The sequence below is a fragment of the Bacillus cereus genome (assembly GCF_007678085.1).
Taxonomy (GTDB): domain Bacteria; phylum Bacillota; class Bacilli; order Bacillales; family Bacillaceae_G; genus Bacillus_A; species Bacillus_A cereus_BE.
Genome location: NZ_VEDW01000002.1, coordinates 118,226 through 131,379, shown reverse-complemented (window position 1 = coordinate 131,379; position 13,154 = coordinate 118,226). Strand labels below are relative to the sequence as shown.

The window sequence follows — 13,154 nt, the reverse complement described above, 5'->3', positions numbered from 1 at the left end:
GTGGATTAACGGCAATTGCTACTATTAGTTTCACAACTGCAACTCAAAGGCGAGTTCATAACGAAACGTGGATTGACTTGCACCGACCGTCAACTCTCTAAACCAGCTTCTATTACTACTACTCCTTCTCACTGTTATTACAAATATGAGTTAATGTGAACTACCCACCACTTCGTATCTCTTAAGAGCTTACTTAAAGCTAAGGCTTCTCGGTTAATCGTTACTCTTCATAACTAACGAAATCGTCTTAAGACAGCCGAGCTATCTCCCTTGTTCAAAAGGTTGTTTTATTTAAATATATTCTAAAACATGTTACATGTTCCGTCAAACTAAACTGCAATTTTTTCTTCAACTGTTTCTTCTACTTTTACTCGCTTATCATACATGCTCGTTGCTATAATCGCTACTACAAGCATTACCATGATTGCTATAAACAATACTTCCATATTGTATAAATCAACAATCGCTCCGCCAACGACCGGTCCGAACATTTTCCCTACAGTCGCCGCGCTATTTACAACGCCTTGATAAAATCCAAGTTTATCTTTTGGCGCAAGTATATTTGCAATCGTTGGAACTGCTGGCCAAACGAATAACTCACCAATTGTTAATGTTACCATCGCAACGAGGAACATCGTAAATTGCTGCGCTTGACTTAATACAATGAATGACGCCGCAAAAATGATGATTCCAATCATAATTTGTTGTTTTAAAGAACGCTTCATCCAGCGAATTAACATGCTAACTAATGGCTGCGCACAAACAATCATCGCTCCGTTTATCGTCCATAATAAACTGTAGTGACGAAGACTAATGTTTAATTCTTGCATATGTGTTGCAATTGCCCCTTGCCACTGTACGTATGTAACCCAGCATAACGCATACGCTACACATACGATAAGAAGTGCTTTGAATCCAGGTGTAAGCGTCCAGCCCTTTTTCGTTTCGACTTCTTTTTGCACTCCTGGCTCTTTTTTGTCTTCCATACCACGGAATCCGATAAAAGCAATTAAGAAGAATACAAAGTATAAAATAAAGTTCGCTAAGAAAATATAATCAAAACGATACGATGCAACTAATCCACCACACGCTGTTCCGATCGCGATACCAACGTTTTGTCCAACATACATCGCATTAAATGCTCGTCTTCCGCCCTCTGGCCAAACCGTACCAACCATCGCATACATCGATGGGAAGACCATTCCAGAACCAAATCCGATTAACGCTAGCCATACAACATATAACGGCCAACCGTGGAAGAACACAAGCCCTAAAATTGATACGAGTGTAATGACAATCCCTACTAAAGTTGATTTATAACCGCCCCATTTATCAAATAAAACACCGCCGAGCAAGTTTCCGATTACACCAGTAAGCGAGTTGATCATTAATACCATTCCGGCCACAGATAAAGATTTTCCTAGGTGATCATGCAAATAAATTGTATTAAAAGGCCATAAAAAAGAAGCACCCGTGACATTAATAATCATCCCAGCTACTAATAGCCATACTTTCCTTGGCATAGTCTCCCCTCCTATTCTATTTTTTTCGTTCATCTATAACAGTAAAATTGTAGTCGTTTTTAAATAGGAAGGCAACTGATTAATAGTTGATGAAATTCAGATAACGGGCGTTTCGGTAAATGAAATTATATTGATTGCCACTTAAAAATATATCGACTTACCAACAAAAAATCACATCAATAACAGTATATAAATAAAGGGGGACCGCCTGAATTTCACGCAGTCTCCCCTTATTTATACTATCCAACTTCTTTTTTTCGCTTCGCACGTTCTTTAGCGCTCCATTTAAATATCTTATCTAATAAAGAGTATATTCTCCCAGACTCTTTCGTTAATAATGGACCTAACGATGCTAATATTAAAACGTACAGTGCAGAGAACGGTTTAATCGCTGCCATTAAGCCACCTGCAATACCGATATTCGCGACAATAATAGAGAACTCTCCGCGTGATACGAGGGTTAAACCGATATTCGTAGAAGCCTTATGCGATAACCCAGCTTTACGTCCCGCCATCATTCCAGCAGTAAAATTACCGATGAGCGTAATAAGAACTGCTCCTAATGCTAACCACACCGCTCCTCCAAGTGAAAACGGATCTATACTTAAACCGAAGCTGAAAAAGAATATAGCTCCAAAGAAATCACGAAACGGAACGACGAGATGCTCAATCCGATCACTATGCTCTGTTTCAGAAAAAACGAGTCCTAACAATAACGCTCCAATCGCCTCAGCAACATGAATCGTTTCTGAAAATCCTGCTACAAAGAATAAAATAGCGAATATTACGATAATAAAAATTTCATTTGACGAAATATCTAATATTTTATTTAAGAACGGCGTAGCTTTTCTAGCGACTACAAAGAATAATAGCATATATCCTACTGCGATTAATACCGATGTAAGAGCACCTACAAATGATGTTGCGCCCCCAAGTACTAATCCTGAAACGACTGATAAATATACAGCTAAAAAAATATCATCAAACATAATGATTCCTAATATTAATTCAGTCTCTTTATTACCAGATCTTCTTAAATCAACAATTACTTTTGCAACAATTGCACTCGATGAAATTGTAATGATTCCAGCAATAATTAATGTTTCTAATAAGGGGAAGCCCATCACATATCCATAAAGCAAACCTAATATGAAATTAAGTGATATGTGGACGGTTCCCCCGAAAGCAATCGACTTTCCTGATTTAATTAATTTTTTTATTGAGAATTCTAAGCCTAAATAGAATAGGAGGAATATGACGCCAACGCGGCCGAGGAAGGAAATAACTTCTCCGCTTTCAATAAACCTTAAATCGATAAGTCCTAAATCTGGGGCATGAGGCCCCACTAACATACCGAGTATAATGAGAAACGGAATAATCGAGAACTTTAACTTCGCAGCGAGGATAGCTGCAAAAGCTACTAATACTAACGCAGTTCCAACTTCAAAGATTAAAGTATCCATCGATTAGGAATCACCTCCTGTTGAAAGCAATTCATTAATAATTCTTTTCACTTCATGTCTTTCACCCGATAATACGAGCATATCGCCAGCTTCAATAATAGAATCTGGACCTGGATTAAAAAATTTCTTCATATTCTTTTTCAAAATAGCAATAATCGTTACGTTATATGTTTTTCTGACATGTAAGCTACCAATTGTTTGTTGTACTACTGGCGCATGATTTTCTACCTTAAACCATTCAATTGATAATCCTTCAAAAGCCATCTCAATTGTATCTAACGCTTGCGGTCTATATACCATTCCGCCTAATATAGCCGCGATTTGTCTCGCTTCAGAATCACGAAGAGAAATGCTCGAAACACTCTCATCGTGATCCGCATCAAAATGATACATTTCTCTTCGGCCATCATCATGAATCACAATAACCATTTTTTCATTACCTTTTGTAATCACTTCAAATTTACATCCAATGCCAGGCAGTTCACTCTCTCTAATATTCATTTTTTCCGCCTCCTAAAGTTTTTAGTTACGGCTTTTACAAATCTACATCAATCTCTGTTTTAAACTTCTCATCTTTTGAGATTCCTAAATACTTGAGCGTCTCAGATGGAGTCGCGTGATGAAAATGCTTTTGCAATAGCGCAATCGCTATTCCTCTTTTGTACGCGTGAAATCCAAATGTTTTTCTCATTGAGTTCGTTCCAATCTTTCCAACAATCCCAACTGCTTCAGCTGCGCTATGAATAACGCGATACGCTTGTTGGCGTGAGATTGAATTTGTCGTTTTATTAGATTGAAATACGTAATTTTCTCTTTGAGCATCAATAGTTTGTACGTACTCTAAGAGAGCTTCTTTTACTTTTGTATTTAAATAAATATCTTGTTTAAATTTTTCATCTTTCACAGGAAGGGAATAAAACTCTTTAACAGTCTTATCTTCATTTAATACCTCTTCAAATTTCATACTAAGTAGTTCAGTAATCTTTAATCCAGTGTTAATTCCAATAACAAATAAAAGATAATCTCGCAGCGAGTGCTCTTTTAAATACTTTTTCATAGCCTCAATTTGGCTTATATCTTTTAATGCCTCTACAACTTCCATACATGTATCTCCTCATCTTATGAACGGTAATTTTCTCATTATCCTGTCCATTTTACCTTATCACGCTATGAGATTTCCATGTATTATCCATTATTTTCACAATATACTCTTACGACAATTTTTCATTTGGAAATTTATGATTTTACAAATACGGTGTGGGTAGAAAAAATAGGGGGTACAAGTTCAGCTTCTTTCTATAGATCGGATTCCTCCTTTCACTTTTCAGTTGCTGACACTCACATATTATGTTACTTATTTATATTATATTATACATTTCAGTAACATTGAAGTGTTTTTTCTGAAAATACAAAAAAACCGAGCGCTTTCACTCGGCTTTTTACGTATTAATCTTCTTTCGGAAGAACAATTCCTTTATACAATTGAACTGTAATGAAATAATAAATCGCATAAATAACTACGAAAATTACGATTGGTACCCAAATACGGAAGTACGGATCCATTAAAATAAATCCGAAAATATTCATACCAACTAATACGTGAGCGATACCTAGAATTGCTGGGAATAAGAATACTAAGAATAACTCTTTATAAATCGATTTCGTTAATAATTCACGGCGCACACCGATTTTACGAAGCATTTGATAACGCGTAATATCTTTTGATGCACCAGAAAGAATTTTAAACATTAAACAACTTGCCATCATTGCTAAGAAAGCAATTCCAAGGAAGAAGCCCATAAATACTGTCCCGCTCGCAACTCCGTAGAACATATCGTAAGATTGATATTTACTGTTCATTCTTTCAGCTGTTACATTTTTATATTTATCTAGCTGCAACTCGTCAAGTTTTTTCCATTCTTTTGTATATGTTAAGAAATCATCTGTTTTTCCGATAAATGCTATACCTTCTTTACCATTCATCCCATCGTACATTTTTTGATCTACAATTTTAATTGCATGATCTTCATATATATAATATGGATGAATTGTACTAAAAGCATCAACCCATTCTTGTGGAAGTTCTTTAGCATTCGCATCTTTCTCATTCATTTCTCTAGAAACTGCACCTACTGGTAGTTCCTCTGAAACTTTCTTCGTATTCACTAAATCCTTCATCGACTCCATATTTGCCATATCTTTTACTAAAGGGCGATTTTTCTCTAAATCTTCTTTTACATAGTAAACGTATTTATCATCTACTTTGTAACGATATTCATTTTTCTCTTTAAATGTAATACCGTCTAAAATTTTCTTTTCTTCAGCTGTTGGATTATGAACTACTGAATCATAGATTACTAAACCATCAACCATTTTTATAACGTTATTCTTAAACGCCATACCACCTGAAATTGCACCAGCTCCAAGCGCTACTAACATCGCTACTGTCGCAAGTACTTTCGTTAAACTATTAATACGGAAGTTTAATTGTGCAAAAGTAAAAGCGTTAAGTCCTTTTTCACTACGTTTTTTATTACTCTTTAACTTTTTAATAATAACCGGAAGAAGTGATCCAAATAGCATGTAAGTACCAGCTGTTGTTGTAACTAATGCAATAAGGATTCCCATTTCTCTTAATTTTTCCATATAAATCATTGATGCATAGCCAATTCCTAATAAAATAACTGCAAGGAATGCAACTAAACCTGTCATTTTTCCTTTTACTGCAACACGCTCTGTTTGTGCGTCTGCATGTACAAGTTGCAGTACAGAAATACGTGATAATTTAATACTATTCATAATTGCTGATAATACAAATAGTGCAAAGAAGAAGATGCAAGTAACAGTCATGGATGGAAGGTAAAATGCTTTATATCCTTCACCAGCAAATTCTAATTGTTTCATTAATAGCTGTCCGATACCTTCTGCAAGTCCTACACCAACTGTAATACCAATCGCAAGAGACGCAGCGCCTAATACGATCGTTTCAATAAACATAAGTAATGTAACTTTATGCTTTTTTGCTCCTAACATCATATACATACCGAACTCTTTTTGACGAAGAGATAATAAGAAAGAGTTCGCATATAAAATATAGAAGAACGTTATAATGGCTAGTAAAAATGAACCTGCCTGGAATACGAATCCAATTGATTGAATAACTGAGTTAGATTCAATAAATGCTTTATTCAGTGCTAACGTTTGGAACATATAAAAGATTGAAATCGACATGACAAGACCGACAAGTAAGACGATGTAATCTTTCAGCTTACTTTTCAGCCCCGACATGGAAAGTTTAAATAACATACTGGAACCTCCTTTCTTACGCTTTTTGTGTACCTAAATCTGCAAGTACATCTAAAATTTCTTTGTAGAACTCTTCACGCGTACCACCGCGATGAATTTCTTTATACAGCTCACCATCTTGAATGAATAAAATACGCTGACAATAACTTGCGCTATACGGATCATGAGTAACCATCATAATCGAAACACCTTGATCTTTATTTAAGTTTGTCATCGCATCAAGTAAACTCGTTGCATTTTTAGAATCAAGAGCTCCTGTTGGCTCGTCCCCTAAAATAATTGCTGGCTCATGCACAAGTGCGCGCGCTGCTGCTGAACGTTGCTTTTGTCCACCAGATACTTCAGATGGATACTTTTGAAGAATTTCTGTAATCCCTAACATATCCGCTACTTTTTCTACTTTTGGTCCAATATTACGTGATGGAACACCTTGAAGAGAAAGTGGAAGTGCAATGTTTTCATAAATAGATAAGTTCTCTAGTAAGTTAAAGTCTTGGAAGATGAATCCTAATTTTTGTGAACGGAAATCAGAAAGCTCACCTTGTCTCATTTTCGTAATGTCTGTACCCGCAATTTCAACAACGCCGCCCGTTGCTTTATCAAGCGTTGAAATTACATTTAATAATGTCGTTTTACCAGAACCAGATGGTCCCATAATTCCAACAAACTCACCCTCTTGAATTGAGAATGAAACACCTTTTAACGCGTGTGATTGGTTCTCACCTTTTTTACCGTACACTTTTTGAACGCTTTTCACGTCTACAACTGGTTTCGTCATATATATCCTCCTACGCTTGTTTTTCCATTACCTATTTTGCGCCTTTTGAGGGTGAACTGCTATTTGTTAACATTACAATTACCTTACACTTTTGTAATATAAAAAATGGGTGCGTGTAAGGTTCGTTTTTTTCTTTTTGATCCACTTCATTGGTAAATGAAATTTTATCGGCAATTCTTCCACTTTTATCAGCGATTTTCAAAATATATCGACTGACCGAAAAAAGATGACAATAAAAATGGGCTGTTCCACAAAAGGAACAGCCTACTTCTCTCTTTATTTCTTTAAAGGTGTTACCGTCCAATACGTAATAACACGCCAAATCCACTCTAGCGGACCCATTTTAAAGATTTTCATCCAAATCATACTAAATACAATTTGAATTGCATAAATTGCGATACACACATATAACGTCTGCATGTAAGTTAAGTTTTCTGCAAAGTTAAATACACTGCCTGCGATTAAAATCATTGCAGTTTGTCCAATATAATTCGTTAAAGCCATACGACCGTAGTATTTCAATGGTGCTAACAATGTTTGAACTGGTTTTAATTGAAGTAATAAAATTAACGCTCCTACATAGAAAGCTGAAATAATTGGTCCAACTGTAACACCAATTTTTAAGAATTGACCTGCAGCATCCATTGTTCCATCCTCATTCATGAGCATCATATTTACGAATGGCTCAGCAGGAACGTGCCCATATTGATACCATAAAGCCACTACACTTAAAACAAACATAATGCCTGTAAAAATAGCGACTTGCTTAATTTTTTCTGAAAGATTTTCAAACACTTTATACTGCCCCGCAGCAAGACCTAATAAAATTAAACCTAATGGTAATAATTCCTTAGTTGCCATAATACTAAAAGCTATCGTAAGAATAAGACCGATTACTACATTCACTTCTTTTTTCGCTTTATAAAACGGTAAAACGACTAATCCACAAATTGCGTATAACGCTAGCGCTTCTCCAGGCTGAAACATTTGATGAATTAACCCAAAAATAAATAATGCAACTATGCGGCGTAGAAATAGAACGTATCCATTCTTCCCTTTCGCAATTGCTCTTGTAATAAAGATATAAAATCCTACTCCAAATAAGAATGAGAAAATCGAGAAGAAACGACCTTCTACAAATAAGTATAGAAACCTTTGGTAGCTAGCATCTACTGTATTAGGATCTGGAATTTTAATATTAAGTAGTGCAAGAATATTTACTAAAATAATCCCCAGTAATGCGAAGCCACGAATGTAATCTAACTCATCAATTCGTTTGTTTGTAATATTGTTCCCCATAATGCAACTCCTTGTCCAAAATTTAATCCTCCCTTACTCTACTGGAAAAGTTAGCTTACAACTATCGGAAAACCTTACAGAAATCTTACATTATTGTCATATAGCAAAATAAAACCAGGTCATATTGCGACCTGGTTTACTCTGATTGCTTCGATCTTTGCGGTTGTCCTTTTTTACTGTTACGCTGTTTCACTTGAACAACTGGATCAAGCTCATTCGAAAACTCAGCGTTATGTCCATTTTGTGTTTTTTGCTCTGGGTTATTTTGATCTGAACGTTTCGCCATTACATTCACTCCTTATTAGTGCGGTGTAATAATCATTTGATGTTGCAATTGGCGAATTGCCATACGTGCTCTATTTAACTGCTCACGTTGCTCATCATTCGCATGTTGTTGCATCGTTTGTAAATCGTTATATGCTTGCTCTAATTGTAACTGCGCATCCGAATACTCCATCGTATTATAATGCTCTTGTCTCATACCTTGGTCTAATTGTTCTTTCGCATATTCCACCGCTTGTTCCGCTTGTGTAATATACGATTCAAGTGATTGACGCTCTGCCATAATTGTCCCTCCTTGCTTCAATTCCCCTTTAGTGTGTCCCTTCCACCTCTACCTTATGAGTATGTTATAATGTATTTTGTTTCATTTTGACTCGGCTTAGGAGGGAAAATAATGAAGGTTCAAAACCCTTTTCCATATACAAACGACAATAAACGTTATCATACATGGAATTACCATTTACGAAATGAATTTGGTGAAAAAATCTTTAAGGTTTCATTAGATGCTGGCTTCGATTGTCCGAACCGTGACGGTACAGTTGCTTACGGCGGTTGTACATTTTGCAGTGCTGCCGGATCTGGTGACTTCGCTGGTGATCGCCGCGATGATGTTATAACGCAATATCATGAAATGAAAGAAAAAATGCGCTCAAAGTGGAAAGACGGAAAATGTATCGCTTATTTCCAAGCGTACACAAATACACATGCACCACTTGAAGTGTTAAAAGAAAAATTCGAACCGCTTCTAGCAGAAAAAGACGTTGTCGGTCTTTCTATCGCTACTCGTCCAGATTGCTTACCAGACGATGTCGTTGAATATTTAGCGGACTTAAATAAACGCACGTATCTTTGGGTTGAACTCGGATTGCAAACTGTTCACGAACGAACTGCAAACCTTATTAATCGCGCTCACGATTACCCATCTTACGTGGAAGGCGTAAATAAATTACGTAAGCATGGCATTAGAGTTTGCTCTCATATTATTAACGGTCTTCCTCTTGAAAATTACGACATGATGATGGAAACAGCTCGCGAAGTAGCGAAGCTTGACGTACAAGGAATTAAAATTCATTTACTTCATTTATTAAAAGGAACGCCAATGGTGAAGCAATATGAAAAAGGACAACTAGAATTCCTTTCTCTTGAGGATTACGTAAGTCTCGTTGTTGACCAACTTGAAATAATTCCAGAAGACGTAATTGTGCACCGCATCACAGGTGACGGCCCACCTGATTTAATGATTGGTCCAATGTGGAGCTTAAATAAATGGGAAGTATTAAATTCCATCGATGCAGAATTTGTACGCCGCGGAAGCTGGCAAGGAAAATATGCAAATGAGGAGATACAACAATGAAATTAGAACGTGTATTACCGTTTGCTCGCACACTGCTGCAAACGGCTGTTAAAGAAGGCGATTACGCTGTAGATGCAACACTCGGCAATGGTCATGACACTTGCTTCCTAGCTGAAATCGTTGGGGATAGCGGAAAAGTATTTGGATTTGATATTCAAAAAGAAGCCATTGAAAGCTCAACAACTCGTCTAAAAGAGAAGGAACTTTTCGAACGTACTGTTTTAGTTCACGATAGTCACGATACGCTTTTATCTGTATTACCAGAAGATGCAAAAGGAAAAGTAACAGGCGCAATCTTCAACTTAGGTTACCTTCCTGGCGGTGACAAGCATATCGTTACAAAACCGAACTCAACAATTTCGGCAATTGAACAATTACTAGAAGTAATGGCACCTGAAGGAATCATCGTCCTTGTCATTTATCACGGACACCCAGAAGGACAAATAGAACGCGACGCTGTTCTTAAATTTGCAGAAGAACTAGATCAAAAACAAGCTCACGTTTTGCGATATGGCTTCATTAACCAGCAAAATAACCCACCATTTATTGTGGCGATTGAGAAGCGATAATTATATCAACGATTTTTCAACTATATCTATCGTAACTCCAGATATATCAACGATTTTTTCGATATATCTACGATTCGACACACTATATCAACTTATCGACAAAACATAACAAAAAAAGACGTGCACTCATTGCACGTCTTTTTCTTATTCTCCTATATAATGGATGTATACAATATTTGAAGAAAGAAGGATAGAACTTTGCTAGTAGAACTAAGGAGAATTCAAAAGAAGTACGGCAAATCACTTATACTAGACAACATTAATTTATCCGTTCCAGAAGGAGAGGCACTCGCTATTATTGGCGGGAATGGGACTGGAAAAAGTACTCTACTCAAAATAATTGCAGGATTTATTTCACCTACAACAGGGACACTTCAAAGAAAAGAACATATACAAATCGGCTATGTACCTGAACATTTTCCTGAAGGAATTCGTTTTACATTAGAGGATTATTTATATCATCTCGGCCACATTCACGGTTTATCAACAAAATATTTAAAAGATAAAATTCCCATGCTTCTCGAATCTTTTCATTTACATCATGCAAGGCATTCCGTTGTACGAAACTTTTCAAAAGGCATGAAACAAAAAACAGGCATTATGCAAGCATTGCTTACAGACGTCCATTTATTAATTTTAGATGAACCTCTTTCTGGACTTGATCCTAACTCTCAGCAAGAACTAGAACATATTTTACTCTCATTAAAACAACACGGCATATCTATACTCTTCACATGCCACGAAAAACAACTACTAGAAAACTTCGCTGATAGAATTGTGACGTTAGCAAATCATACAATCACGGAAGATATCTCTGTGCAAAAAGGGGCAGAACAAGTCTATATTGAAGCAATCGTTCACGAAACATTTTCAGCGATAGAACTACGGAAGCAATTAGGATTTATACACGTTGCACACAATTCAAATCAAAACCTTATTCAATTACAAATCGAAAAAGAATATACAAACGAAATGCTTCAGTTTTTATTACATAAAAAAGCATCTATCACACTGCTACAACCTAACTTTTAAATCGAAAGAAGGTTTATTATGTTCGCGCTTATTCGTTACCATTTTCTCGACTATACAAAATCCTATAAGTACGTCCCTCCTATTGCGATGTACTTTGTGAGCTTACTTTTTGTCTATACATATAAACCGACTCCTATTGTGCCAACATACTTAGAAACGGCACTCGCACTTTATTTATTATCTGCCTGGATTACGGTCACAATTTTTCATACTGAAGACCCTGTACAAGAACAAATTACTATTTCTCACACAAATAATATTTCCGCACTATATGTGGGTAAATATATTACGGCTCTTCTCATTTGTTCTGTTTTATCTTTTATATCCGTAATCTACCCAATTATTTTGCAAATGTTTAATGAAGAAATGACAATTTCTTTATTTTTAGTCGGATTTCTCGCTCACATGTCTCTCTCTATACTAGGAATTTCAATTGCAACTTTATTTACTAGAAATATTATTCAAAAAGCAAGCACCGCTTGGCTTAGCCTTACATTTATATTACTTATAACGATCGCCTCCATCCGGTTTAAAAAAGAGTTACTATGGTTTTTACCACCTGTCGAAAGCTTTCTAATGCTTGGACAATACAAATGTAATATACTTACTCACACTCTATGGCTCACAGCTTGGGCTATCGTATATTCATTTTTATTACTTACTTTATTTCTTTTTATCGTTCGTAAAAAACGTTTTTAATTACATTTTAAAGGAGACAAACCAATGATCGGAATACTAGCAGGAATGGGACCAAAATCAACTGGACCATTCGTTGATACAATTGTAGCAAAGTGCCAAACAGTATACGGAGCAACACATGATATGGACTTTCCTCATATGATGATTTATTCTTGTCTAACACCGTTTTATATGGATCGTCCTATTGATCATGAGGCGATGAAAAAAGCAATTATTGAAGGGGCACAAAAGCTGGAAAGTACTGGTGTAGAATTTATCGCTATGCCGTGCAATACGGCGCATCTTTATTTTGAAGAGTTACAATTTTCTCTGTCCATTCCGATTTTAAATATCGTCGATGAGACGTTACAAGCAATTCTTGAAAATATAAAAAGAGTCGCTCTTCTCGCAACAGAAGCGACAATTCAAGCTGGTATTTACCAAGACGAGATTACAAAACGTAATATAGAGTACATTCATCATGAAAAATGGCAGACAATGATTAATCAAATTATTATTTATATTAAAAGCGGAGAAGTTGAAGAAGCCCGTAAATTATGGAGTACGCTTGTTTTACAATTGCAAGATGAAGTAGATACCGCTATTATCGCATGTACTGATTTGAATGTTGTGGCGAATGAGGATTTTGTTGATTCTGCTCAATGTCTTGCTGAAGCGGTTGTTAGGATGTATCTATCAAATATAAAGAAACCTTCGTAAACATAGAAAACATACTTTCTGAAATGTGGTTTATGTTTGATGAAAATCCCCAAAACTTTTAACATTTTTCACAATTCCTTCAAAATATCCACACTTAATCTCGCTATATTAAAATGAGGAATCTATTCATATAGGGAAGGTTAGGGGAAC

14 protein-coding genes and 1 other annotated feature (1 of these 15 cut by a window edge) are annotated in these 13,154 nt (G+C 36.0%); of the genes, 5 read left to right on the top strand and 9 right to left on the bottom strand.

Annotated features, from left to right (window positions below; all coding sequences use genetic code 11):
• Positions 1-141 (bottom strand) — a binding site (T-box leader); it reaches 79 nt to the left of the window's first position.
• A 188-nt stretch (positions 142-329) separates the two neighbouring features.
• From FS742_RS09760 to FS742_RS09715, 9 genes are all read right to left on the bottom strand, one after another.
• On the bottom strand, positions 330-1,523 hold the full coding sequence (locus FS742_RS09760; protein WP_144612185.1) for an MDR family MFS transporter: 1,194 nt from the start codon (positions 1,521-1,523) through the stop codon (positions 330-332).
• A gap of 239 nt (positions 1,524-1,762) precedes the next feature.
• Entirely contained in the window at positions 1,763-2,986 is a 1,224-nt protein-coding gene (locus tag FS742_RS09755; protein WP_144612184.1) for a cation:proton antiporter, read from the bottom strand.
• A 3-nt stretch (positions 2,987-2,989) separates the two neighbouring features.
• Positions 2,990-3,487, bottom strand: coding sequence for a cation:proton antiporter regulatory subunit (locus FS742_RS09750; protein ID WP_144612183.1), 498 nt, complete (start codon positions 3,485-3,487; stop codon positions 2,990-2,992).
• Between the two features lie 34 nt (positions 3,488-3,521).
• Positions 3,522-4,088 (bottom strand): tyrosine-type recombinase/integrase, encoded by a 567-nt coding sequence (locus tag FS742_RS09745; RefSeq protein WP_144612182.1) that lies wholly within the window; start codon positions 4,086-4,088, stop codon positions 3,522-3,524.
• A 344-nt stretch (positions 4,089-4,432) separates the two neighbouring features.
• Complete coding sequence (locus tag FS742_RS09735; protein WP_144612181.1) at positions 4,433-6,292, bottom strand: FtsX-like permease family protein; 1,860 nt, start codon at positions 6,290-6,292, stop codon at positions 4,433-4,435.
• A gap of 16 nt (positions 6,293-6,308) precedes the next feature.
• The gene (locus FS742_RS09730; protein WP_144612180.1) at positions 6,309-7,070 is read right to left on the bottom strand and encodes an ABC transporter ATP-binding protein; all 762 of its coding nucleotides are present in this window, start codon (positions 7,068-7,070) and stop codon (positions 6,309-6,311) included.
• 276 nt (positions 7,071-7,346) lie between these two features.
• A complete protein-coding gene (locus FS742_RS09725; RefSeq protein WP_144612179.1) occupies positions 7,347-8,369 on the bottom strand; it encodes a DUF418 domain-containing protein in 1,023 nt (340 codons plus the stop codon).
• Between the two features lie 136 nt (positions 8,370-8,505).
• Positions 8,506-8,655 carry a hypothetical protein gene (locus tag FS742_RS09720; protein ID WP_001129345.1) on the bottom strand — a complete coding sequence of 50 codons (150 nt, stop codon included), beginning with the start codon at positions 8,653-8,655 and terminating at the stop codon, positions 8,506-8,508.
• A 15-nt stretch (positions 8,656-8,670) separates the two neighbouring features.
• A complete protein-coding gene (locus FS742_RS09715; protein ID WP_000840869.1) occupies positions 8,671-8,934 on the bottom strand; it encodes a YtzC family protein in 264 nt (87 codons plus the stop codon).
• A 111-nt stretch (positions 8,935-9,045) separates the two neighbouring features.
• Between FS742_RS09715 and mnmL the strand changes: the two genes are divergently transcribed.
• From mnmL to FS742_RS09690, 5 genes are all read left to right on the top strand, one after another.
• Entirely contained in the window at positions 9,046-10,005 is a 960-nt protein-coding gene (gene mnmL, locus FS742_RS09710) for a tRNA modification radical SAM protein MnmL/YtqA (RefSeq protein ID WP_144612178.1), read from the top strand.
• Entirely contained in the window at positions 10,002-10,574 is a 573-nt protein-coding gene (gene mnmM / locus FS742_RS09705) for a tRNA 5-(aminomethyl)-2-thiouridylate-methyltransferase MnmM (protein WP_144612177.1), read from the top strand. The genes mnmL and mnmM overlap by 4 nt, the downstream gene beginning before the upstream one ends.
• Before the next feature lie 198 nt (positions 10,575-10,772).
• Complete coding sequence (locus tag FS742_RS09700; RefSeq protein WP_144612176.1) at positions 10,773-11,606, top strand: ABC transporter ATP-binding protein; 834 nt, start codon at positions 10,773-10,775, stop codon at positions 11,604-11,606.
• Positions 11,607-11,624: 18 nt separating this feature from the next.
• Positions 11,625-12,305, top strand: a complete 681-nt coding sequence (locus FS742_RS09695; protein ID WP_144612175.1) for an ABC transporter permease — start codon at positions 11,625-11,627, stop codon at positions 12,303-12,305.
• Positions 12,306-12,329: 24 nt separating this feature from the next.
• On the top strand, positions 12,330-13,004 hold the full coding sequence (locus tag FS742_RS09690; RefSeq protein ID WP_144612174.1) for an aspartate/glutamate racemase family protein: 675 nt from the start codon (positions 12,330-12,332) through the stop codon (positions 13,002-13,004).
• Positions 13,005-13,154 lie beyond the last annotated feature (150 nt).